We start from the raw sequence: 24,395 nt of genomic DNA on the forward strand, positions 1-24,395 counted from the left end.
CCGAGCGAGGTAGAACATGGCCGGACAAACTCTGTACGACAAATTGTGGCAGCAGCACTTAGTCGAGTCTCATCCTGATGGGACCTCACTGCTTTATATAGATCGTCATTTGCTGCACGAAGTGACCTCACCGCAAGCCTTTGAAGGGCTGCGTTTAGCCGGTCGCAAGCCTTGGCGCTTGGATGCCAACCTGGCGGTGTCTGATCACAACGTACCCACCACAACAGCAGAGCGGGCCGGTGGGGTCGAGGGCATTATCGATCCAATTTCGCGCCTGCAAGTGCAGACTCTGGGCGATAACTGTAGCGATTTTGACATCGTTGAGATCCCGATTAACGATCGTCGCCAAGGCATTGTGCACGTGGTGGGCCCAGAGCAGGGCGCGACCTTGCCCGGCATGACGGTGGTCTGCGGTGACTCGCACACTTCTACTCACGGTGCACTGGGTGCGCTGGCACACGGCATCGGCACCTCTGAAGTGGAGCACGTGCTAGCTAGCCAGTGTCTGAGCACCAAGAAAATGAAGAACATGCTGGTCCGTGTCGACGGTCAGCTGCAAAAGGGTGTGACAGCAAAGGATCTTGCACTGGCGATCATCGGTAAAATAGGCACCGCCGGCGGTACCGGCTACGCCATTGAGTTTGGCGGCGAAGCGGTGCGCTCACTGAGCATGGAGGGTCGTATGACGCTCTGTAATATGTCGATCGAAGCGGGCGCCCGGGCCGGTATGGTGGCGGTTGATGACACCACTATTGAATACGTTAAAGGCCGCACTTACGCCCCCAAGGGGGAGCAGTGGGAGCAGGCTGTAGCGGCTTGGTCGGAACTGCACAGCGATGACGATGCGGTATTTGATGCGGTCGTGGAAATGCGCGCTGAAGATATTCAGCCCCAGGTCACTTGGGGCACTTCGCCGGAAATGGTGCTGCCGATTGATGGCCTACTACCGGACCCAGATTCATTCGATAGTGAAACAGCGCGTGAGTCGGTGCGCCGCGCTTTGGAGTACATGGGCTTGAAGGCGGGTATGCCGATTACTGATATCAAGCCTGATCGAATCTTTATTGGCTCCTGTACTAACTCCCGTATTGAAGACCTGCGCGAGGCAGCAGCGGTGGTGCGCGGTAAGCAAGTTGCCGCCAGTGTTAAGCAAGCACTGGTGGTGCCAGGTTCTGGTGAAGTCAAGGCCCAGGCTGAAGCCGAAGGTCTGGATAAGATCTTTGTTGAGGCGGGCATGGAGTGGCGCGAGCCAGGTTGTTCCATGTGCCTGGCTATGAACGCCGATAAACTGGGTGATGGCGAGCACTGCGCTTCCACCTCTAACCGAAACTTCGAAGGGCGCCAAGGCTTTGGTGGTCGCACGCATTTAGTCAGCCCAGCAATGGCTGCTGCAGCGGCAGTGGCTGGTCATTTTGTCGATGTGCGCAACTGGCAGGAGGGAGCGTAATGAGAAGCTTTACCGTACACGAGGGCATTGTGGCTCCGATGGATCGCGCCAATGTCGACACTGACTTGATTATTCCCAAGCAGTTTCTCAAGTCGATTAAGCGCAGCGGTTTTGGCCCTAACTTGTTTGATGCCTTGCGCTATTTGGATGAAGGGCAGCCTGGACAGGACAACAGTAAGCGGCCATTGAACCCGGACTTCCCGCTCAACCAGCCACGCTATGCCGGCGCCTCTATATTGCTGACTAGGAAGAACTTTGGCTGCGGCTCTAGTCGTGAGCACGCCCCTTGGGCTTTGGAAGATTTTGGCTTTCGCTGCGTTATTGCCCCTAGCTATGCCGATATCTTCTTTAACAACTGCTTTAAGAACGGTGTGCTACCTATTGTTTTACCAGAAGAAACTGTCTCAGATCTTTTCGAAAAGATGTATGCCGAAGAAGGCTTCAGCCTGACCATTGATTTGCCGGCCCAGGAAATTCGCAGTGCTTCTGGTGAAGTGATTCCCTTTGAGGTTGAAGAGTTTCGCAAGCACTGCCTAGTCAACGGTTTGGACGATATTGGTCTGACCTTGCAAAGCGCCGAGGCCATTCGCGCCTTTGAAAAACAACACCAGCAGCGCAATCCCTGGCTGTTTGGCAGCCTTAAATAACACGGAGTAAGCCAGTGTCACGCAAAATACTCATCCTGCCCGGTGATCATATCGGGCCAGAAATCATGACCGAAGCGGTGAAAGTACTGGACTTGGTCAACGAGCGCTTCAAGCTGGACTTGAGCTTGGATCACGCGCTTCTGGGCGGCGCAGCAATTGATGCCTGCGGCGTACCGCTGCCCGAGGAAACCCTGACTAAGGCCCGTGCCAGTGATGCAATTTTGCTCGGCGCTGTCGGTGGCCCCGAGTGGGACAAGCTTGAGCGTCATCTGCGCCCTGAGCGCGGCTTGCTAGGCTTGCGCTCCGAGCTGCAACTCTTTGGTAACCTGCGGCCAGCACTGCTGTACCCGCAGTTGGCAGAGGCTTCCAGTCTCAAAGCGGAGTTGGTAGCTGGTTTGGATATTCTGATTGTCCGTGAGCTTACCGGCGGCATTTACTTTGGTGAGCCCCGCGGTATTCGCACCCTCGATAACGGTGAGCGTCAGGGCTATAACACTTATGTTTATAGCGAGTCTGAGATTCGCCGCATTGGTCACTTGGCATTTTCACTGGCACGCCAGCGCGACAAACGGGTGTGCTCAGTCGACAAGTCCAACGTACTGGAAGTGACAGTGCTGTGGCGCGAGGTCATGGAAGAGGTGGCCCGTGACTATCCAGACGTGGAGCTGACACATATGTACGTGGACAACGCGGCGATGCAGTTAGTGCGGGCTCCGAAGCAGTTCGATGTATTGGTTACGGGCAATATGTTTGGCGACATTCTGTCAGACGCCGCTGCCATGCTTACCGGCTCGATTGGCATGCTGCCCTCGGCCTCACTTGATCAGCAGGGACGTGGTATGTACGAGCCCTGCCACGGTTCAGCGCCGGATATCGCTGGCAAGGGTATAGCTAACCCCTTGGCCACTATTTTGTCGGTGGCAATGATGCTGCGCTACACTCTCAATGAAGTCCCCGCAGCAGAGGCTATCGAACAAGCAGTTAGTGCGGTGCTAGACCAAGGTTTGCGCACTGCAGATATACACTCTGGAGATTACCAACGGGTGTCTACCTCTGAGATGGGCGAAGCGGTCATACGCGCACTCCAAGCTTGAGGCACTGTACGATTCACCTACTCCAACATTCACCCCAAGCATAGGACATAAACTCCATGGCAGATTCATACGATGTAGCAGTCGTCGGCGCCACCGGTGCTGTCGGCGAAACCATTATCGAAATCCTTGAGCAGCGCGACTTTCCAGTGCGCAACTTGTACGCCCTAGCCTCGAGTCGCTCAGCAGGTAAGGTGATCAAGTTTAAAGGCAAGTCAGTGACAGTTTCTAATTTGGCAGACTTCGATTTCAGCCAAGTTCAGATCGGCCTGTTTTCCGCAGGTGGCAGCCTATCGAAAGAGTATGCGCCTAAAGCGGCAGCGGCGGGCTGTGTGGTCATTGATAACACTTCTGAATTCCGTCGCGATGAAGACATTCCGCTGATTGTTCCAGAGGTCAATATCGAGGCCTTGGGCGATTACAAGAAGCGCAACATTATCGCCAACCCCAACTGCTCAACCATTCAGATGCTAGTTGCACTGAAGCCAATTTATGACGCGGTGGGTATTAAGCGTATTAACGTTTCGACCTATCAAGCGGTCTCTGGCACTGGCAAAGAAGCGATCGAAGAACTGGCCAGCCAAACGGCGCGTCTGCTGAATGGTCAGGAGCCCGAGTGTGAGGTCTATCCTAAGCAGATCGCCTTTAACGCACTGCCCCATATCGACACTTTCCAAGAGAATGGCTACACCCGGGAAGAAATGAAGATGGTTTGGGAAACTCAGAAAATCTTCGCTGATGCTGATATCCAGGTGAACCCGACCTGTGTGCGCATTCCGGTGTTTTTCGGTCACTCCGAAGCGCTGCATATCGAAACCGCGGAAAAGATCACTGCCGAACAGGCGCGTGAGTTGTTAAGCAAGGCACCCGGGGTCACGGTCATGGATGAGCGAGCCGATGGTGGTTACCCGACGGCTGTATCAGAGGCTGCAGGTAAAGATCCAGTCTATGTCGGACGTATCCGCGAAGACATCTCACACCCAAACGGTTTAAACCTCTGGGTTGTCGCCGATAACGTGCGCAAAGGTGCAGCACTTAACAGTGTCCAAATTGCTGAGAGTTTGATTGAGCAGGGCTATCTTGATTAATAAAGTCCATGCCGACATACTTGGCGACATCTGGGGCGCTCTAAGGGGCCGCTAGGGCTTGCTAGAGCGCCTCACATGATCTCTGCAATAGCTTTCAGCTGCTTTGTAGTTGTCGACTGAATTAAGTTTTGGGTTCTTCACCTGCCCCAAATAAGCAATTGAACGAGGGGATGTCAGTGCCGTCTAGGGGCTGCTATAAAATAATAAGGCTAGGGTATGGCGCAAAAGCGTAAATTAGCGGCGGTGATGTTCTCCTTGGGCTGCCTTCAGGCCAGCTCGGTTTGGGCGCTAGGCCTAGGGGAGTTGAGCTTAGAATCCTTTCTCAATGAGCCCTTAAAAGCAAAAGTTGACCTGCTTAACACTGCTGATCTGCAAGCGGATCAAATTAAAGTACGACTTGCCACCGCCGAGGACTTTAATCGCCTCGGCGTAGATCGTGCGTATTTCCTCACCGGTATTAAGTTTGAAATTCAACTCGACGAGCAAGGTCGCGGCTATATTCTACTGAGTTCCGACGATCCGGTGCTCGAGCCCTACCTAGACTTTATCCTTGAGACTCGTTGGCCTTCAGGTCGTTTACTACGTGAATATACGGTACTGGTTGACCCGCCAGCCTTCGATCAAAGTACCAAGGTTGTTTCAGCTACTGAGCGGGTCGCCGAACTTGAAGGCAGTCCCGCTCCGGCAAAAAAAAAGACTGAAACACAGCAGTCTGGGACTCACCTTGAGCTACAGAAACAGTCTGATTTAGCTTCAGGGGCTATGCCCCAGCGTGACTATAGTGCGGGTACGGCGGCTGTGCCTGAGCCCGGCGCTCGCTACATGATTCGCCGCGATGAAAATTTATGGAGCATCGCTCGAGTAGCAGCGCCCGAAGGTGTTTCTGTTCATCAAACGATGCTGGATATTCAGCGTCTCAACCCCGATGCCTTCATTGATGGCAATATCAACCAGATCAAAGCCGGCTATATTATTTACTTGCCCTCAGCAGAAGAGATTAGTTCCGCTGATCTGGCTCAAGCACTGTCTGAAATTAAACAGCAGAACGAAGATTGGCGTGCTGGTCGTTCATCGGCCTCAGCTAAGGCTGTTGAAAAACCAGCACTGAGAGTTTCTGCTGAGCCTCAGGAGGCACAGGCTGAGCCTGAAGCTCTTGAGTCTGAACAGCTTAACTCCTCTGCCAATGCTGCGGCGCTCTCTGGTGCTATGGAAGCATTGCAACGCTTTGAGCAGCAAAGTAAGGCCTTACAGAGCCGTTTAGACTCGCTCAGTGAGCAAGTGCAGAGCCTGCAGAGTATTGTCTCGGTTAAGGACGATCAAATACGCGCACTGCAGGAAGCCCTGCGCGCCCAAAGCCCCTCGGGAGAATTGCCCCCAGGCCTCGGTCTTAACACAGAGGATGTGACTAGTGCGGCTGAGCGGAGCGAAGCGGCGCAAGGCTTCGAAGCCGAAGATAGCTTGCCTGCTGATTCAGATGCTTTGCTCAGTGCCCAGCAACAAAGCCTCGGGGCAGCAAGTGATCAGTCTATAGCAGCAGGACAGCAAGATGCGCAAGTTCAGGCTGAGCCAGGCGCCGCGAAGGAGCTCTCCGCGCCAAATAAAGCCAGTGACAGTGGGTCCGCAGCAGCTAAACCTGCTTCGGACTCATTGCCCCTTGCCGGCAGTTCTTGGTTTTCTACTTGGCTCTATCCGGCTGTTGCACTGTTATTGGCGGCTTTGGCGGGACTGTGGTTCTGGCGCCGGCGCCAGCAGCAAAGCGACGAAGATGACAGTGCAAGCAATGATATCTTTGCCGGTATAGCAGCCGTAAGCAAAAACCCATCCGCCGATGATAATGAAGCGAGCAATTTTGCTGCTCAATCGGACTCGGCGGTGTTAGCTGCCGATGCTGCTCAGCCTGTCTCAGCAGCTGCAGAGCATCAGCATGGCCACCTCACTGATAGTCATAGTGACGATGCACTGGCAGAGGTGGATATTTTTATTGCCTACAGGCGCTACCCGCAGGCGATAGACTTGCTTAAAACAGCTATTGCTTCAGAGCCGAACAATCCCCTTTATCGTCTGCGGCTGTTAGAGCTTTACCATCAGCTTGGGCAGCCTGCTAATGCAGAAGAGCAGCTTGCAGCATTGCGCGGCATCGGCGATCAGCAAGTGCTGGCTCGGGCTGAGCAAGTGCTCGCGTCAGGGGCTCAGGGCATCGCTAGCAGCGATCAATTTAACAGGCCTACAGCCGGTCAGCCCGAAGGTGCTTCAGAATTTGGACTGGGCTCGCGCAATAGCGATATAAGCACGGGATTTGCTGAGTCCGATTTGGCTAGCGCAGAGGGCTTTGATGAGCTCGAAATTGAAGATGACTTCGGTATTGAGCCAGGTGAAGAGCTCGATTTGAGCGCTGATTTTGCTAGCTTTGATGAGGCTGATCTAGCTGATGATGACGAAGATCTGATGTTTGCCTCCGAGGATAGCCGCATTTCGACTAAGTTGGATTTGGCCCGCGCATATATGGATATGGGCGATGAAGATGGCGCTCGGCAAATTCTTGATGAGGTCGTGCTCGAGGGTAGCCAGCAACAGCAGCAGGAGGCGCAGGCTCTGCTCGACCGACTTTGAGAGACTTGTGTTCACCCGATCCGCTGCCTGCTGGTACACGAATTGCCTGTCGTATTGAGTATGACGGCAGTCGCTATAATGGCTGGCAGTCACAGCCTCAAGCTCACTCCACCACGGTACAAGATACCCTAGAGCTAGCTTTGTCTCGCGTTGCCGCGCAGCCGCTGCGAGTGCAGTGTGCGGGGCGTACCGATAGTGGGGTACACGGCTTTGCCCAGACCATTCATTTTGATTCGCCGGTTGAGCGCAGCCCTAAAGCTTGGGTGCTCGGTACAAATGCCAATTTGCCAAGCGATATTCGCGTGCACTGGGCGCAAGCTGTGCCGAAAGACTTTCACGCACGTTTTTCAGCTATTTCTCGGCGTTACTGCTACATCATTGCCAATACTACAATCCGTCCAGCACATTTAAATCAACAGGTCACTTGGTATCGCCATGCTCTAGATGCCCAGTTGATGCATCGCGAGGCGCAGTGCTTACTTGGCGAGCAAGATTTTAGTGCCTTTCGAGCAGCGGCCTGTCAATCCAATAGCCCTTATCGCAATGTCCAAAGCCTTGCAGTCACTCGCCGAGGCTCACTGGTGGTGATAGATATCCAAGCAAATGCTTTCCTACATCATATGGTGCGCAATATTGCGGGGAGCTTGATGTTGCTCGGTAGTGGACGGCAGGCAGTGGGCTGGTTGGCCAAGGTCTTGGCGGGGCGCGATCGCAAGTTGGCCGCCGATACTGCTGCAGCAGATGGTTTGTACTTGATGGAAGTACTCTATCCAGAGCGTTTCACACTGCCAGCAGTGCCCGAAGGGCCGCTGATACTGGGCGGCTAAAGCCAGTCCTGTAAAGACAGTAGCGCTTGCAGTCTGGTATGATTCTGCCCCCTGTTTCGAGTGACTGATTAAAGCGTGAGCCAAACTCGTATCAAGATCTGCGGTATTACCAATCCGCTTGATGCCATCTCTGCCGTCGATGCTGGTGCCGACGCTTTGGGCTTGGTGTTTTACGCCCCTAGTCCGCGGGCGGTGAGCCTAGAACAGGCCCAGGAAATAGTCGCGACTGTGCCGCCATTTGTACAGATCGTAGCGCTATTTGTGAATGAGAGGGCAGAACAAGTGCAGCATATCCTCGATAAGCTGCCGCTGCATACGCTGCAGTTTCACGGTGATGAAGACGCCCAGTATTGCGAGCAATTTAAGCGTCCTTATCTCAAGGCTATACGAGTTCGCTCGGGTATGGATCTTAGGGCGGCTTGTGAACCCTATCGCAAGGCAAACGGCATCTTGCTCGATAGCTGGCAGGAAGGTGTGCCAGGAGGCACCGGTCAGGTCTTTGATTGGTCCCAGGCGCGACAAGAGTTTTCTCGACCAGTCGTTTTAGCTGGTGGCCTGAATGCAGACAATGTCGCTCAGGGGATGGCTTTGCTGCGTCCTGCTGCGGTAGATATCAGCGGCGGCGTTGAACAGTCGCCTGGGCGAAAAGATGCAAACAAAATGGAACAGTTTATAGCGGCGGTGCGTGCCGCCGACCAACACTTGAAGGTGTGATGTAATGAGCAGTGAAATAGATCAAAACATATTTGGAACAGTGCCCGACGCCTATGGACGCTTTGGCGAGTACGGCGGCAAATATGTTGCTGAGACGCTGATGTCGGCTCTGTCTGAACTTGAAACCCTCTACAACAAGCTCTCCCTAGACCCTGATTTTCAGCGTGAGCTAGACCAAGACTTAGCACATTACGTAGGTCGACCATCGCCGCTATACGAGGCTCGTCGCTGGTCAGAGCAAATCGGTGGGGCGCGTATCTTTTTGAAGCGAGAAGACCTCAACCACACCGGTGCCCACAAGGTGAACAACACTGTGGGTCAGGCCTTGCTGGCCAAGCACATGGGGAAAAAGCGCGTGATTGCTGAAACTGGCGCTGGGCAGCACGGCGTTGCTACGGCGACTATCGCTGCCCGTCTCGGCCTTGAGTGCCAGATTTTTATGGGTGAGGAAGACGTGCGCCGGCAAGCCCTTAATGTCTATCGAATGAAATTGCTCGGTGCCGAAGTGATTCCGGTTAGCTCTGGCTCTAAAACCCTTAAAGACGCCATGAACGAAGCGATGCGCGACTGGGTCACCAATGTCGATGACACCTTTTACATTATTGGTACGGTCGCTGGCCCTCATCCTTACCCTGCGATGGTGCGTGATTTTCAGTGTGTTATCGGTCGCGAAGCCCGCGAGCAGTCTTTGGCGCAAGTGGGTAAGTTGCCAGATGCACTGGTAGCCTGCATCGGCGGTGGCTCTAATGCCATCGGTCTGTTCCACCCCTTCTTAAATGACCAAAGCGTTGCCATGTATGGCGTTGAAGCAGGTGGACGAGGCATGAGCAGTGGTGAGCACGCCGCACCACTCAATGCGGGTTCGCCAGGGATATTACATGGCAACCGAACTTATTTAATGCAGGATGAAGACGGTCAGATTTTGCACACCCATTCGATCTCAGCTGGCTTAGATTACCCCGGCGTGGGCCCAGAACATGCGTGGCTAAAAGATATCGGCAGGGTGAGCTATGTTGTGGCTAATGACGACGAAGCACTGGCCGCATTCCATACCCTGACTCGTGTCGAGGGCATCATGCCAGCCCTTGAGAGCAGTCATGCTCTGGCTTACGCCGCCAAACTGGCTGCGGATATGCGCCCAGACCAACACATTGTGGTTAACTTGTCTGGCCGCGGTGACAAAGACATTCATACCGTCGCTGAGCTCGACGGTATACAGTTTTGAGGAAAGACTTGTGAGTCGAATAAAGGGACGTTTTGAACAATTAGCGCAGCAGGGGCGCAAGGCGCTTATTCCCTACATAGTCGCTGGTGATCCGAGTAAAGACATCACAGTTCCCCTGATGCATGCCTTGGTCGAAGCCGGCGCCGATATTTTGGAATTGGGCGTGCCATTTTCCGACCCAATGGCCGAGGGGCCAACCATCCAACTGGCTCATGAGCGAGCTTTGGATGAGGGTACTAGGCTGCGTGACGTATTAGAGATGGTGGCGCAGTTCCGTGAGCGGGATAAGGAAACTCCGGTCTTGCTGATGGGCTACGCCAACCCAGTGGCGCGTATGGGCTATGCGCAATTTGCCGATGCGGCGCATGCCGCGGGTATTGATGCCGCGCTAACTGTCGACATACCACCAGAAGAAGTGGCCCTGTTGAACACTGAGTTGCGCCGTGTGGCCATGGATAATATCTTTTTGATTGCGCCGACCACGCCAGATGAGCGGATGCAGCTAATTGCTGATCAAGCCAGTGGCTTCATTTATTACGTGGCACTTAAAGGTGTGACCGGGGCGGGCCACCTTGATACAGATCAAGTGGCGACTCAATTGGCTAGAATTCGCCAACATACCGAGCTGCCCTTAGCGGTAGGTTTTGGTATCAAAGACGCGACTTCTGCTAGTGCTATTGCTGGGGTTGCCGATGGCGTGGTTGTAGGCAGTGCGCTGGTACAATGTTTGAGTGATGGTCTGGCGGCTAATGAGCAGCCAGAGTCATTAATTGCTAGAGTCGCCGGTCTATTAGCTGAAATACGCCGGGGCATGGATAACACGGGTTCCTAGTTAACGGCGCAGCCGTTTATAATCCCCTCAACAAAGCGGGAGAGATCATGAGCTGGATTGACAAGATACTGCCATCTGGTGTGCGTAGAGAAGAAGGGCAACGCCGTTCCAACGTACCCGAAGGGCTGTGGAAAAAATGCCTTAAGTGCGAGGCGGTATTGTATCGCCCTGACGTCGAGCGCAACGAAGATGTGTGTCCTAAGTGTGACCACCACATGCGAATTGGTGCGCGACGTCGCCTTGATATCTTCCTTGACAAAGAGGGTCGGGAAGAAATCTTTAGTGAAATTGAGCCCCTAGATCGGCTGAAATTCAGAGATAAAAAGCGCTATCGGGACCGCCTGTCAGCGGCGCAGAAATCAACCGGTGAGAAAGATGCACTGATTGCTATGCGCGGCACCTTACAAGGCTTGCCGGTAGTGGTAGTGGCTTTTGAGTTTGCCTTCCATGGCGGCTCCATGGGCTATGCGGTGGGTGAGAAATTCACCCGGGCGGCGCAGCTGGCTTTAGAGGAGGGCATACCCATGGTGTGCTTCTCGGCCTCCGGTGGTGCTCGCATGCAGGAAGCGCTAATTTCCTTGATGCAAATGGCTAAAACTAGCGCTGTGATCGAGCGCTTGAAGCTGGCTGGTGTCCCCTATGTATCGGTGATGACAGACCCCATCTACGGTGGCGTGTCGGCGTCTCTGGCTTTATTGGGTGATATTAATGTTGCTGAACCGGATGCTCGAGCCGGTTTTGCCGGCCCCAATATCATCGAACAAACGATTCGACAGAAGCTCCCTAAAGGCTTCCAGCGCAGTGAGTTTTTACTTGAGCACGGCGCCATCGACATGATCGTTCACCGCAATGACATGCGTGATACGCTCGCGCGTTTATTGGCTAAGTTGACCAATAGCGAGCTCAGCCAGAAAGCTGAAGCTGAAGAGGATGAGCTAGAACAAGATGAGGCAGCGCTTGAGCAGGAAGTAGAGGCGGAATCTAAGCCAGAAGATGAGTGACAATGATCTTGGGCTTTGGTTGCAGCGGCTTGAGCAGCGCCACCCTAATGAAATAGATCTCGGCCTTGAGCGGGTAGGCGAGGTCGCAGAGCGACTCGGATTGCTGCCCCTCACTGTGCCGGTCTTGACGATTGCCGGCACTAACGGCAAAGGCTCCACTGCAGCGGCTCTTGAGTCGCTGCTCTTGCAGTTGGGGCGCAGACCTGGGGTTTTCTCTTCGCCGCATCTATTGCGCTTTAATGAGCGAATTCGGGTGGCGGGCTTTGAGGCAAGTGACGAGGACATCGTCGCTGCTTTTGCTCGTATAGAAGAGGCTCGTGGCGATATCTCGCTGAGCTATTTTGAGTTTGCCACCTTGGCAGCGCTGTTAGTGTTTCGCAGTGATGCTGCTGATGTTGTGGTCTTAGAAGTGGGGCTCGGTGGGCGCTTGGACGCGGTCAATATCGTCGATGCCTCAGTGGCAGTGATTACCAGTATCGCTCTGGATCACCAGCAGTGGTTAGGTGATGACATTGACGCCATTGGTCGAGAGAAGGCCGGTGTATTACGTGCTCAGCGTCCGGCTGTGATCGCTGAGCCGGCACCGAGCGAAGGCTTGCTACAGGCGATTGCTGAGAGTGCTGCAGAGCCTTATTTTATCGGTCGTGACTTTTTTTGCGATGAGCAAGCTGGCACTTGGCAGGCTCGAGTGCGCAGTGCTGATGGTAGCTTGATTGAGCTCGAGCCTCAGCCGCAGAGCCCGATAATCGCCACTAACCTCTGTGCCGCGCTGCAGGCCTTGAGTTTGCTGGGGGAGGATGTGACTCATTTAGAGCTTTCTCAGGCCCTTGCTGACTTTGCTCCAGTGGGGCGTCGGCAGTCAGTAGCCATCGCTGGCCGCGATTATATTTTAGATGTTGCGCACAACCCTCATTCGGTTGAGAAATTACTTGAATACTTGCAGCTAAATCCGTGTGAGGGAAAGACAATTGCTCTTTTTTCAGCAATGGAAGACAAGGCAGTTCGCGATATAATTCGCCTATCTGCTGCGAGTTTTACAGCATGGTTTCTGGCTGATCAGCCTAGCAACCCGCGGGCCGCCAAGGCGGCTGATATCGCTGCCATGCTGCGCGATGAAAATCAGTATATGATCAGTGTTAGTAAAAACTTACGTCAGGCATTTCGTCGTGCCCAGAGCCTGATAACAGAACAAGATCGTTTGGTTGTGTTTGGTTCATTTTCTACCGTGGCAGAGCTATTACCGCTGCTGGAAAAAGATCGCAACAGGAAATAATAGGTGAACGACGTCCTTAAACAGCGCCTTGTAGGCGCTTTGATTCTGGTCGCGCTGGGTGTTGTGTTCTGGCCGATTATCTTTGTCGAGCCTGATGCCGCGCCGAGCGCTAGCGAAGTGCGTCTGCCACCGCGGCCTAATATTGATACAAGGCCTTTGCCTTCGCCGGACAGGGTAGGCCTGCGTGCCTCCAAACCACTCGAGCTTCAAGATAGCGAGCTGGACTTTGTGGAGCCACAGGAGCACTTAGTGCCCGAAGAGTCCCCAGGCGAAGTTGTGCAGCAAGACTCAAAGTCGCCAGAAGCCGCTCAAGTTCCAGTTGAGCCGGCTCAGCCTGTCACTCCGCCCCCGGCAGCAGCTGAGAAGGATTTAAGCGTCGCTAGCAAGACCCGCAGTGAGCCCCCGGTCCAGCCAGAAATTGATGCTCAGGGCGTACCGGTGGCTTGGATGCTGCAAGTGGTTAGCGTCAGCCGTAAAGAAAGCGCTGAAAATACCCGTCAGCGGCTCCAAAATATGGGCCATAAGGCCTATATCAAAACGGCTCAGGCTGGAGACAAGACAGTCTACCGGGTCTATGTGGGACCTAAATTTGAGCGCGCTAAACTCGATGCCATCAAGGCCGATGTGGACCGGCAGTTTGGAGTCAAATCGATGATTCGGCGCTACCTACCTTGATGCCAATAGCTGGAAAATTACAGACTAATCTTCATTTCTGTGCCCTAGGCTGCTCTGTTAGAATGCGCAGTCAATGTGTCGGTGAGTGTTTGTGAACTGGGATCTTATGACCTGGCTCGACTGGGCCATTATTGGCATTGTGGGCTTATCTACGCTGCTTAGTTTATGGCGCGGTTTTACGCGGGAGGCGCTCTCGCTAGTGGGCTGGGTAGCAGCCTTTGTTATCGCAAACTTATACGCCAGTCAACTGGCCTCTAGTTTAACTGAGTTCATTAGCAATATTACGGCGCGCTATATGGCTGCTTGGCTGCTACTGTTTGTGGTGGTGCTGGTCTTGGCTGGTTTGGCCGGTATGGTGATGTCACAGTTGGTCAGAGCAACTGGTATGGGCCCAACGGACCGCCTGTTGGGTACTATTTTCGGATTCACTCGCGGTGTGGTGATTGTGCTCGTGTTGGTGTTTCTCATCAGAGAACTGCTGCCACCTCGCGACCACATGTGGTTGCATCAAGCGCAGCTGATGCCGCAGGTGGATGCATTGATGAATTGGGCTCAGGGTATTCTGGGCCGCTTTGATACAGGCGACTTATCGGCCATCGTGCCGGAGCGCTCGGTTTAAGAACAAGCTGCAGTGCACCCATCGCTGTGAGGAGAATTCCATGTGTGGTTTAGTTGGAATGGTCGGTAAGAGCAACGTCGCCGCCGATATTTACGATGCGCTGACGGTGCTACAGCATCGCGGGCAAGATGCCGCAGGTATTATGACCTGCAGTAATGGCAGGTTTAACCAACGCAAGCGCGAAGGCCTGGTGCGCGATGTGTTTCAACAGCACCATATGGAGCGCTTGCAAGGCCCGATTGGTATTGGCCATGTTCGCTATCCCACCGCGGGCAGTTTTGGCACCGCACTGGCACAGCCCTTTTACGTTAACTCCCCCTACGGTATTGCGCTAGCCCACAACGGCAACCTGACCAACTCTGAGCAATTAGCTAAAGAGCTGTTTCAGGATGATTTGCGGCATCTCAATACTGATTCAGATTCCGAAGTACTGCTCAATATTTTCGCCCATGAAATGCAGACTCTCGGCAAGCTCAGCCCCGTTGCAGATGATATTTTTAAGGCCGTTGAGGCGGTGCATCGTCGCTGTCGCGGTGGTTACGCTGCGGTCGCCATGGTAGTTGATTACGGGGTGGTTGGGTTCCGAGATCCCAACGGTATTCGTCCCTTGGTAGTGGGTAAGCGTGATTCTGAGCAGGGTGAAGAGTACATGTTGGCCTCGGAAAGCGTCGCTCTTGATGTACTCGGCTTTGAAATGATTGATGATGTGGCACCGGGTGAGGCGGTATTTATCGATCGCCAGGGTCAACTTCATCGACGTCAATGTGCAGCAAAGACTCGCCTGAGTCCTTGTATCTTCGAGCATGTCTACTTCGCTCGCCCCGACTCATTAATGGATGGCGTGTCGGTCTACAAAACTCGCATGCGCCAGGGCGAGTATATGGCACGTAAAATTCTGCGCGAGCGCCCCAACCACGATATCGATGTGGTCATTCCAATTCCCGACACCAGCCGGATCGCCGCCCAGTCTTTAGCGACAGCCTTGGATATTAAATTCCGTGAAGGCTTTATGAAGAACCGCTATATCGGTCGTACTTTCATTATGCCGGGACAGAGCCAGCGTAAAAAATCCGTACGGCAGAAGCTTAATCCGGTGCCTCTGGAGTTTGACGGTAAGAATGTCATGTTGGTGGATGATTCCATTGTCCGCGGCACTACCTGTAGGCAGATTATCCAAATGGCTCGCGACGCCGGCGCAGCTAAAGTCTATTTCGCCTCTGCGGCACCGCCGGTGCGCTATCCCAATGTCTATGGGATCGATATGCCGACCGCGTCAGAATTAATTGCCCACAATCGCAGTGTCGAAGAGGTCTGCGAATTAATCGGCGCTGACTGGCTGGTGTTCCAAGACCTAGAGGATCTGGTCGCTTGTTCCCATGAAGGTAATATTCATGCCGATGGTTTTGATTGCTCGGTGTTTGATGGCAATTACATCACCGGTGATATTGACCAAGCCTATTTAGACCAGCTGGCAGCCCAACGCAGTGACGAAGCGCGTAAACAAAGCAAGGCAGGCCTACAGGAAGAGGGGGCCATAGTGGGGCTGTATAATGACGCTTCCTGATGCTATGCATACCCGAGTCGATCAGCAACTAGAGGATGCCCTAGCAGCAGCCCACCCTGACACCTTGGCGATTCGCGCAGGCATTCAGCGCAGCCAAGAGGGTGAGCATTCTGAGCCTATTTATGCCACTTCTAGCTATGTCTTTGCATCTGCCGCAGAGGCCGCAGCGCGTTTTTCTGGGGACAGTCCGGGCAATGTGTATTCGCGTTATACCAACCCGACAGTGCGCAGTTTTGAACAGCGTATAGCGGCCCTTGAAGGTGGCGAGCAGGCGGTGGGCACAGCTTCCGGTATGGCGGCTATTCTCAGCACTTGCATGGCGCTGCTGAAAGCGGGGGACCATGTGATCTGCTCGCGCGATGTCTTTGGCACCACAAGCAATCTTTTTGGCAAGTACTTAGCCCGCTTTGGTGTGGAAGTGACCACGGTGCCATTATTGGCAATCGATCAATGGCGGGAAGCGCTGCGCCCAGAAACCGCTATGTTATTTCTTGAAACCCCCTCTAACCCCTTGTGTGAGGTGGCAGATCTAGCGGCTTTTGCACAACTGGCGCGAGACAGTGGTGCTTTACTGGTGGTCGATAATTGTTTCTGTACACCTGCACTGCAACAGCCCCTGTCCTTAGGCGCCGATATAGTGGTGCATTCAGCCACCAAATTTCTCGATGGTCAGGGTCGCTGTGTAGGTGGCGCAGTCGTCGGGCGTGAAGAGCTGATTAGCGAAGTACTCGGCTTTCTGCGCACTTGTGGGCCAACTATGAGCCCTTTTAATGCCTGGGTTTTTGTCAAAGGTTTGGAAACCCTTAGCTTGCGTATGGCAGCTCACAGCCAAAACGCATTAGAGCTAGCTCGCTGGCTTGAACAGCAGGATGTGGTTGAGCGGGTATATTACGCCGGTCTTGAAAGTCACCCAGGGCACGAACTCGCCGCTCGGCAGCAGTCGGCTTTTGGCGGCGTACTGTCGTTTAAGATCCGCGGCGGACAGGAGGAAGCCTGGCGCTGCATCGATGGCACGCGCATACTGTCCTTAACTGCCAACTTAGGTGATACTAAATCGACTATTGTGCACCCCGCATCGACCACTCATAGTCGTTTGAGTGCCCAGCAGCGCAGTGCAACTGGCATCAGCGATAATTTGATTCGAGTGGCGGTGGGGCTAGAGCACGTGGACGATCTTAAAGCAGATCTGCAGCGGGGGTTTGCCGCTCTTAAGTAAGCCTATACAAAGCTCAATTGGGATAGTGAGTTGATGCAGTTACAAAGTGTGATTGACAGGACCGTATCTGAAATAGGGCGAGTAGTACTAGGTAAAGAGTTACAGATTCGTTTGGCTCTGTGCTGTTTGTTTGCCCGTGGGCACCTCTTGTTAGAAGACTTGCCAGGTATGGGTAAAACTACTTTGTCCCATGCCTTGGCAGATGTCTTAGGCCTGTCTTATCAGCGGGTACAATTTACTAGTGATCTGTTGCCGGCCGATATCCTTGGGGTGTCGGTCTACGATCGCAATGAGGCCAGTTTCACTTTTCACCCCGGTCCGATCTTCACCCAACTGTTATTAGCCGATGAAATTAATCGCGCTACGCCCCGCACCCAAAGCGCGCTGCTTGAAGCCATGGCAGAAAGGCAGGTAACGATTGAGGGGCAGACGCGCAAATTACCAGAACCTTTTTTTGTTATCGCCACACAAAATCCGATTCATCAATCGGGTACTTACCCTTTGCCTGAATCGCAATTGGATCGTTTTTTGATGCGACTACAGTTGGGCTATCCCACGCCTCAGGCGGAGCGCGAGATGCTTCTGCGTCAGAGTCTTGATGGCTCTCTGGGTGAAGCACTTAAACGCTGTATTAGCGAACAAGAGCTAAATCAAATACGCCAAGCCATTGCTGCAATACACGTCTCAGATAGTTTGCTGGACTACTTGCAACGACTAGTGGCCTATAGCCGTGAGTCCGCTGAGTTTGCCGTGGGCTTATCTCCGCGCGCTGCTTTGGCCTTACTCAATTGCGCCCGTGCTTGGGCCCTGATGAGTGATCGCGGGCATGTCGTGCCAGAGGATTTACAGATGGTGCTGCCAGCGGTGGCTGCTCACCGTGTTGTGCCCAGTGCTGATTATGCCGGTGATGGCATGGCCCTAGTACTGCAAATGCAGCGCAATGTGGATGTCATCCGCCGCTGAGGGCCAATCAATGCGCTCACAGCCTAAGTTTATTACGCGTTACCCTCAGGTATTGGCTCGACGCTTTTCGTCATGGCTGAGTCGCAGAATCCCTCCAGCTCGCAGTGTCACTCTGAATCAGAAAGGTATTTTCATTATGCCTTCCCGGGTTGGCTTTTTGTTCTTTATAGTTCTGTTGGTGATGTTGTTAGCCGCCATCAACTATCAGAATAATATGGCTTACGCCCTGACTTTTTTGCTCGCCACGCTGTTTGTGATTGGCATCTTGCATACCTACGCCAATCTCTCTGGCTTGACGATTCATGCAGTGCAGGCAATGCCTGCCTATCCTGGACAGCGCAGCCGCTTCGACTTGCGACTGGAGCGGGGCAGTGATCGGCCGCGCTTTGCATTGCGCTTGTGCTGGCCAGATAGCAGCGAGCACTTGCTCAACTTACAGGACGCTGAAAGTGTTTCCTTAAGCTTATTTTGCACAGTGGGGAAGCGCGGTTGGCACCATCCGGGCCGGCTGTTAGTGGAGTCAAGTTACCCCTTGGGCCTGCTGCGCTGTTGGACCTGGGTGGATTTAGATCTAAGGGCCATGGTCTACCCTCAGCCCATAGCCAGTCCCGAGCCATCTGAGCGGGTCCCTGGAGGCGGCGCAACAAATAGTGCAGCGCTACTTGATAGTGATGATTTTTTTGGTTTTCGAGATTATCGACTGGGTGATTCTTTGTCTCAGCTGCACTGGAAAGCTTATGCCAAAGGGCATGGCCTAAAAAGTAAACAGTATGCCAGTTACGCCCAGCGCAGCCTGTGGTTGAATTGGGATAGTTTTGCTGGACTAGCTACTGAGCAGCGTCTTTCACATTTGTGTTTTTGGGCACTTGAGTTTGATCGACAGCAAGCGCTCTACGGCCTGCGTTTACCCGGAGTGTTGTTAGCGCCAGCCAGTGGTGAGCGACAGCTGGAAAAGGTGCTGAGCGCATTGGCGCTCTATGGCCAAGATGAGCCGAGTGATTCGCTCTCGGTTGTGAGGCCCGATAGACCAAAGCCTAGCGCCAAGCGGGAATCTCTTGGGGAGCCAGACTGTTGAGCGTTTTGCAGCAAGTGCCGCGCAATGCGCTAGTGTGGCTAATTATCAGCATGTTTGCGCTGCTTATTCCACATCTAGAGCGAATTCCTTTTTGGGTAATAGCGCTGTACATACTCAGCGCGACTTGGCGCTTTATGGTGCATCGGGGCCGCTGGTCCTTTCCCGCTCGCAGCATGCGCTTAGTGCTAGTTGTCCTGTCCTTCGCCGGAATCTATTTTAGCTATGGCAGTTTCCTAGCTCTGGAATCGACGGTAGCCCTTTTACTGACGGCCTATGCCCTGAAGCTGCTCGAGTTAGTGCGGCGGCAAGATGCCTATGTGCTACTTTTTCTCGGTTATTTTGTGTGTACAACTGAATTTCTATTCAGCCAAGATCTGCTGATCGTTTTGTACTCACTATTGAACGTTTTACTTATCACCACAGCACTAGTGGCACTGCATCAACCGGCACAACAAGTATTTCACTTTGGCTCTTTGCGTTATGCCGGGATTATGCTGCTACAGGCTTTTCCATTGATGTTGGTGTTGTTCTTTTTGTTTCCCCGTATTGAGCCACTGTGGACTGTGCCGATTAAAAGCCATGCCGCTCGTACTGGCGTTAGCGACTTTATGCGGCCCGGTGATATTTCGCGTTTAAGCCAATCTGATGAGGTGGCCTTTAGAGTGCAGTTTGATGGCGAGATACCGCCGCCTGCAGAGCTCTACTGGCGAGGCTTAGTGTTTAGCCGCTTACAAGACGGGGCCTGGTCAAGTATACCGAGCTACGCTATTCCGGCCCAAGAGCGAGCTGCGCCCAGGCTTGAAACCAAGGGCGAGGCACTGCGCTACACAGTCTTGATGAGACCTACCCAGCAGCCATGGTTATATAGTTTGCGCTATGCGCGCTCCAGCGATGCCGCTGTCATCGAATCGGCTGACTTTCGTTTATATTCCTCGGTCGATCTTGAAGATCAGTATCGCTACCAGGTGAACTCTTGGCCGCAGACTGTGCTGGATCAGGACTTGTCAGCTTGGCGTCGGCGCAGCGAATTGCAACTGCCTGATGACAGCAATCCACGCAGCCGAAGACTAGCTCAGCAAATGCGTAGCAATAGCGCCAGCGATGCTGAGTTTGTGGCAGAAGTACTAGCGATGTTTCGTCAGCAGCCCTTTGTTTATACCCTGCAGCCGCCTTTGCTCGGCGAGCAGCCGATGGATGATTTCTTATTCAATAGCCGTCGCGGTTTTTGTGAACATTACGCTTATGCCTTTACGCTAATGATGCGCGCTGCGGGTATCCCTGCGCGGGTGGTTGCCGGCTATCAAGGCGGGGAAGTTAATCCACTCAACCGCACTGTTATCGTCCATCAGTTTGATGCTCATGCCTGGGCTGAGGTGTGGTTGGAGGGCGAGGGTTGGCGCCGAGTAGACCCCACAGCTGCGGTTTCACCCGATCGTATCGAGTTGGGCCTGGAACAGGCGATGGCCGCCGAAGGGAGTTTTTTGTCGGACTCACCCTTATCGCCGCTGCGTTATCGGAGTATTTCTTGGCTTAATTCCTTGCGTCTGCGCTACGACGCAATGAGTTACCGCTGGCAGTCTTGGGTTGTTGGCTTTGACAGCGAGCGGCAGTTTAGCTTGCTGGAAAGTGTTATGGGGCGACTGACAGCGCAAAAATTTATCGCTGTCTTTGTCGGCAGTGGACTTCTGGTTTTGCTGCCGACAGCTTGGCTACTGCTGCGCAAGCGGCGGGTATCAGCCACAGACCCTATAGATCAGCTGTATTTGTCCTGTTGCCAGGCGCTGTCTGCTAAGGGACTAGAGCGTTTTAGCGGAGAAGCGCCAGCCGACTTTGCTCAGCGTGCGGCACAGGCTCTGCCCCATGCCGCAGAAGCGATAGAGAGTATGACAAAGGTTTATAGTGGCTGGGTTTATGGGCCTCGGGCCGAGGGTGCTGAGAGTGAGGCACTGCGGCAAATGCGTTTAGCCCGCACAGACTTAATTCGTGCACTGTCAACAAGGTCTCGCGCCGCTGCCGCTCCGAGTGAAGCGCCACAGGGCTAATTAGTACTGGCTCAGCTCTTAGCCGCTGAGCTGATGACCACCACTGAGCGTAGCCGGCTACTGCCAAAGCGGCTCATGGCATTAAAGTTATCTCGAGCAATTGGCAGGTGCTGGCAATCGAGTGCGCTGCGCGCGTCTTCGTCCTGCATCGATGCCGTTGAGGTGTCACCGCGGTCGGGGTCATGGACATATAAGCAGCGATCATCATAACCACTCATTACCACCCAGTGAGGGGCTTTCATGCTGTCCATGCGGTAAGTAGAGATTAGAATCAGCACATTGGCGCCGCTTTGAAAGTGGTCAATGACTTGTTGTTGGTCCATGTCTTCATAGTGCACGGGCAGCGCCGCTGCCTCGCACTGTGATACAAAACTCTCGTGGGCGATGCGCATCACACGCTTCTTGTTTTCATCGCGCACCCCATCTAAAAACAGCGGCCCTGGGTTGTTAATCCAGGCCTGGGCATAAAAACCACGGCGCTGTGCCGCTAGTGCCAAGCCCAGCGGGTGGCAGCCACCGTGACCTGAGGTCATAAACACAGTGGTAGCTTCGCGCCACAGCTGAATTTCATCCTCTGGGCTGGGTTGATAGTCTCCAGGCAGCCCAGCCATGGCCATCATCAGCGCGCTGGGGCCACAGGTAAAAGCAGTGGTCTGGGCTAGCCAGGGTAGCGTGCGGCTATCGCCAGAAGGTGTATAGGGGTGGATGCACTTTTCCATGCGCAGCGCTGGACCGTGATCTTCGTAATAATCCTCGTAGAGACCAAACTGCTTGTAGCCTAGCTTTTTATAGAGCGTGATAGCAGCGTAGTTGGTGCTAGCAACTTCTAGTCGTAAATAGATGGATCCGGCATCACGGGCGCCGTCTTCGGAGGCTTTGATCAGTTTTTCAGCCAGCCCCTGACCTCTAGCTGAAGGCGCCACTGCCAGTGAGTAGAGTCGTGCCAGATGTGTACCGCGGCGCAAGGTTACCAACGCATAGGCAGAGACCTGCTGCTCAATTAGTGCTACGGTAAACACACAGTCGGGGTGGCTTAACCAGCGGCGAAAGCTTCGGCGACTGATGCGGTCAGTGGCAAAGCAGCTTGATTCCAGTTCCAGTAGGGCGCTAAGGTCCTTGCTTTGCGCGGGGCGAATTTCAATCATCTGGCTTGGATTCTGTGGCGGTTAGAGCTTGGACTATAGCCTGTTAGGGTGCTCGGTATCCAGTGAATCCATACTGTAAAAAAGCAGCTTTGTAAGTGCTAATAATTACCGTCATGGAGGCCTAAATAGTGCTTGCCTTATCGTATTCTCAGTCTAGAATTCACGCCGTTTCATACCCTACCAGGATTGTATGTTTCCAATATCATAGCGTTGTGCCCGGAAGCCTTGGCGATACCGGTGCAGTGTACAAAAAATACCGGATTATCGAGGACTTATGGCCGTGCTGAACCCTGCAGTTTTTCCGTGGTCGAACGCTTTATGCGTCAACGGACTGTCTTATATAAATCGAGCTCCCTATCAGGGAGGGCTCTATCATGAATGCTAACATTTCCAAAGCAGCCGAAGCTTGGGACGCGGAAGATAGCAGCGATCTCTATGGTATTGATGCCTGGGGCGCTGGTTACTATTCGGTATCCTCTCAAGGTGATGTTCAGGTCAATGTTGACCACGACGGCGAAACTGTCTCGGTATCGCTAATGGACATTGTGTCCGGAATGCGCGGCCGGCAGTTGGATATGCCTGTGGTGCTGCGGGTGCGCAATGTCCTAGACGACCGTATTGCCACTCTCAATGAGTCCTTTGCTAGTGCCATAGAGCAGGGCGGTTATAACAATGTTTACCGCGCTGTGTTTCCTATCAAGGTGAACCAGCAGTGTCATGTGATTGAAGAGATTGCCGACTATGGGCGCCGTTATAACCACGGTTTCGAGGCTGGCAGCAAAGCTGAGCTTATTATTGCCCTGAGTCAATTGCGCGATGTGGAAACCCTTGTGGTTTGCAATGGCTATAAAGACGCCGAGTTTATCGACCTAGGCCTCTACGCCCGGCGCATGGGCTATCCGGTGTTTTTTGTGCTGGAGTCACTGCATGAGCTGCGTCTCATCATCGAGCGCAGCCGTGCTCTGGACGTCGAGCCGCTGATTGGTGTCCGGATGCGCAGTTCGGTGAAAGTAGATGGCCATTGGAGTCAGGACAGCGGGGATCGCTCGATCTTTGGTCTCTCTACCACGGCCTTGTTGCAAGTGGTCACTGAGTTGCGTGAAGTGGGCATGTTGCACTGTCTACAGATGCTGCACTGTCACTTGGGTTCGCAGGTTCCAAACATTCGCAATGTGCGCAGTGGCGTGCTGGAAGCCTGCCATATTTACGCGGGACTGATTGCTGAAGGCGCCCCTATGGGCTACTTGGACCTGGGCGGCGGTTTGGCGGTGGATTATGAGGGTGCCAGTGCCAATAGCACTCACAGCATGAACTACCAACTCGACGAATACTGCGTCAATATCGTTGAAAGTGTGCGTGAAACCCTCGATCCCTTGAATATTGCGCACCCTGTGTTGGTGTCGGAATCAGGGCGGGCAACCGTGGCCTATTCGTCGATATTGCTGTTTAATATTCTCGACGTGCGCGATAGCCAGCCGGGCGCGATACCCGAGCAACCGCCCGAGGGCAGTTCTGAATTTATCGGACACTTGCTGGACGTGCTGCAGCGTGTATCGCCAGATAGCTTCCAAGAGTGTTACAACGACGCGCTGTTTTACCGCGACGAGTTGCGCGAGCTGTTTTACCGCGGACGGGCCACTTTGCGCGACCGGGCCTTGGCTGAAGATATTTGTTTGGCAGTGATGCAGCGCATCGCCAAACTGCTGCCAGAACTGGAGCGAGTGCCGCCGGAGCTAGAGTCTCTGCCAGAACAGTTATCGGACATTTACTACGCTAACTTCAGTTTGTTCCAGTCGCTGCCGGATATCTGGGCTATTGATCAAGTGTTTCCGATTATGCCGATTCACCGCCTGCAGGAGCAGCCTACCCGAGAGGGGATATTGGCCGACCTCACCTGCGACTGCGATGGGCGGATTGCCAACTTCAGTCTGCCCTCTGGACCGAGCACTACCTTGCCGCTGCACGCTTTGCGTGAAGGCGAAGAGTATTACGTCGGTGTTTTTCTGGTGGGGGCTTATCAGGAAACTCTGGGTGATTTACACAACCTATTTGGCGATACCAATGTGGTCAATGTATCGGTTAATGCGGACGGTAGTTTTGACTTTGTGGGTGAGTTGCAGGGCGATAGCATCGCCGACGTTTTGAGTTACGTAGAGTACGAACCCAAGCACATGCAGGAACAGTTCCGCCAAGTGGCGGAAGAGGCGGTGCGTTCAGGCCGCATCACACTTGAGCAGCGACAGAGCATACTCAGTGCGTTTCGCGATAGCCTGCAAGGCTATACCTATTTTGAACACCACTGATACAGTGTTGATATTTATCAGATTACAAGCTGAGGAGA

20 protein-coding genes are annotated in these 24,395 nt (G+C 53.6%); 19 read left to right on the top strand and 1 reads right to left on the bottom strand.

What is annotated here, in order from left to right:
- Positions 1 to 16 precede the first annotated feature (16 nt).
- The 18 genes from leuC (at position 17) to H2508_RS02860 (ending at position 20,909) form a co-directional block, all read left to right on the top strand.
- Positions 17 to 1,447 (top strand): 3-isopropylmalate dehydratase large subunit, encoded by a 1,431-nt coding sequence (gene leuC, locus H2508_RS02775; RefSeq protein ID WP_182168862.1) that lies wholly within the window; start codon positions 17 to 19, stop codon positions 1,445 to 1,447.
- Positions 1,447 to 2,094 carry a 3-isopropylmalate dehydratase small subunit gene (gene leuD, locus H2508_RS02780; RefSeq protein ID WP_182168863.1) on the top strand — a complete coding sequence of 216 codons (648 nt, stop codon included), beginning with the start codon at positions 1,447 to 1,449 and terminating at the stop codon, positions 2,092 to 2,094. Before leuC ends, leuD begins: the two co-directional genes overlap by 1 nt.
- Before the next feature lie 14 nt (positions 2,095 to 2,108).
- Positions 2,109 to 3,188 carry a 3-isopropylmalate dehydrogenase gene (gene leuB / locus H2508_RS02785; protein ID WP_182168864.1) on the top strand — a complete coding sequence of 360 codons (1,080 nt, stop codon included), beginning with the start codon at positions 2,109 to 2,111 and terminating at the stop codon, positions 3,186 to 3,188.
- Positions 3,189 to 3,244: 56 nt separating this feature from the next.
- Positions 3,245 to 4,273, top strand: coding sequence for an aspartate-semialdehyde dehydrogenase (locus H2508_RS02790; protein WP_182168865.1), 1,029 nt, complete (start codon positions 3,245 to 3,247; stop codon positions 4,271 to 4,273).
- Positions 4,274 to 4,489: 216 nt separating this feature from the next.
- Complete coding sequence (locus H2508_RS02795; RefSeq protein WP_182168866.1) at positions 4,490 to 6,883, top strand: FimV/HubP family polar landmark protein; 2,394 nt, start codon at positions 4,490 to 4,492, stop codon at positions 6,881 to 6,883.
- Positions 6,884 to 6,888: 5 nt separating this feature from the next.
- On the top strand, positions 6,889 to 7,710 hold the full coding sequence (gene truA / locus H2508_RS02800) for a tRNA pseudouridine(38-40) synthase TruA (RefSeq protein ID WP_182168867.1): 822 nt from the start codon (positions 6,889 to 6,891) through the stop codon (positions 7,708 to 7,710).
- 75 nt (positions 7,711 to 7,785) lie between these two features.
- The gene (locus H2508_RS02805; RefSeq protein WP_182168868.1) at positions 7,786 to 8,424 is read left to right on the top strand and encodes a phosphoribosylanthranilate isomerase; all 639 of its coding nucleotides are present in this window, start codon (positions 7,786 to 7,788) and stop codon (positions 8,422 to 8,424) included.
- A gap of 4 nt (positions 8,425 to 8,428) precedes the next feature.
- A complete protein-coding gene (trpB, locus tag H2508_RS02810; RefSeq protein ID WP_182168869.1) occupies positions 8,429 to 9,649 on the top strand; it encodes a tryptophan synthase subunit beta in 1,221 nt (406 codons plus the stop codon).
- 10 nt (positions 9,650 to 9,659) lie between these two features.
- Positions 9,660 to 10,481 (top strand): tryptophan synthase subunit alpha, encoded by an 822-nt coding sequence (trpA, locus tag H2508_RS02815; RefSeq protein WP_182168870.1) that lies wholly within the window; start codon positions 9,660 to 9,662, stop codon positions 10,479 to 10,481.
- 47 nt (positions 10,482 to 10,528) lie between these two features.
- Positions 10,529 to 11,482 carry an acetyl-CoA carboxylase, carboxyltransferase subunit beta gene (gene accD, locus H2508_RS02820; protein ID WP_182168871.1) on the top strand — a complete coding sequence of 318 codons (954 nt, stop codon included), beginning with the start codon at positions 10,529 to 10,531 and terminating at the stop codon, positions 11,480 to 11,482.
- Positions 11,475 to 12,755 carry a bifunctional tetrahydrofolate synthase/dihydrofolate synthase gene (gene folC / locus H2508_RS02825; protein ID WP_182168872.1) on the top strand — a complete coding sequence of 427 codons (1,281 nt, stop codon included), beginning with the start codon at positions 11,475 to 11,477 and terminating at the stop codon, positions 12,753 to 12,755. The genes accD and folC overlap by 8 nt, the downstream gene beginning before the upstream one ends.
- A gap of 3 nt (positions 12,756 to 12,758) precedes the next feature.
- Entirely contained in the window at positions 12,759 to 13,430 is a 672-nt protein-coding gene (locus tag H2508_RS15215) for an SPOR domain-containing protein (protein WP_182168873.1), read from the top strand.
- Positions 13,431 to 13,521: 91 nt separating this feature from the next.
- Positions 13,522 to 14,049, top strand: a complete 528-nt coding sequence (locus H2508_RS02835; RefSeq protein WP_328799298.1) for a CvpA family protein — start codon at positions 13,522 to 13,524, stop codon at positions 14,047 to 14,049.
- Between the two features lie 40 nt (positions 14,050 to 14,089).
- Entirely contained in the window at positions 14,090 to 15,613 is a 1,524-nt protein-coding gene (gene purF, locus H2508_RS02840; RefSeq protein ID WP_182168874.1) for an amidophosphoribosyltransferase, read from the top strand.
- Positions 15,600 to 16,829: an O-succinylhomoserine sulfhydrylase gene (locus tag H2508_RS02845; RefSeq protein WP_182168875.1), complete on the top strand. Its 1,230-nt coding sequence runs from the start codon at positions 15,600 to 15,602 to the stop codon at positions 16,827 to 16,829. The genes purF and H2508_RS02845 overlap by 14 nt, the downstream gene beginning before the upstream one ends.
- A gap of 33 nt (positions 16,830 to 16,862) precedes the next feature.
- Entirely contained in the window at positions 16,863 to 17,792 is a 930-nt protein-coding gene (locus H2508_RS02850; protein WP_182168876.1) for an AAA family ATPase, read from the top strand.
- A 10-nt stretch (positions 17,793 to 17,802) separates the two neighbouring features.
- Positions 17,803 to 18,867 (top strand): DUF58 domain-containing protein, encoded by a 1,065-nt coding sequence (locus H2508_RS02855; RefSeq protein ID WP_182168877.1) that lies wholly within the window; start codon positions 17,803 to 17,805, stop codon positions 18,865 to 18,867.
- Positions 18,864 to 20,909: a transglutaminase TgpA family protein gene (locus H2508_RS02860; protein WP_182168878.1), complete on the top strand. Its 2,046-nt coding sequence runs from the start codon at positions 18,864 to 18,866 to the stop codon at positions 20,907 to 20,909. Before H2508_RS02855 ends, H2508_RS02860 begins: the two co-directional genes overlap by 4 nt.
- An 11-nt stretch (positions 20,910 to 20,920) precedes the next feature.
- Here H2508_RS02860 and H2508_RS02865 read toward each other — a convergent pair whose 3' ends face one another.
- Positions 20,921 to 22,054 (bottom strand): GNAT family N-acetyltransferase/peptidase C39 family protein, encoded by a 1,134-nt coding sequence (locus H2508_RS02865; RefSeq protein WP_182168879.1) that lies wholly within the window; start codon positions 22,052 to 22,054, stop codon positions 20,921 to 20,923.
- A gap of 374 nt (positions 22,055 to 22,428) precedes the next feature.
- Between H2508_RS02865 and speA the strand changes: the two genes are divergently transcribed.
- Positions 22,429 to 24,357, top strand: coding sequence for a biosynthetic arginine decarboxylase (gene speA, locus H2508_RS02870; protein ID WP_182168880.1), 1,929 nt, complete (start codon positions 22,429 to 22,431; stop codon positions 24,355 to 24,357).
- The last annotated feature ends 38 nt before the right edge of the window (positions 24,358 to 24,395 follow it).

This window comes from Sediminihaliea albiluteola, from assembly GCF_014077625.1.
GTDB lineage: Bacteria > Pseudomonadota > Gammaproteobacteria > Pseudomonadales > Halieaceae > Sediminihaliea > Sediminihaliea albiluteola.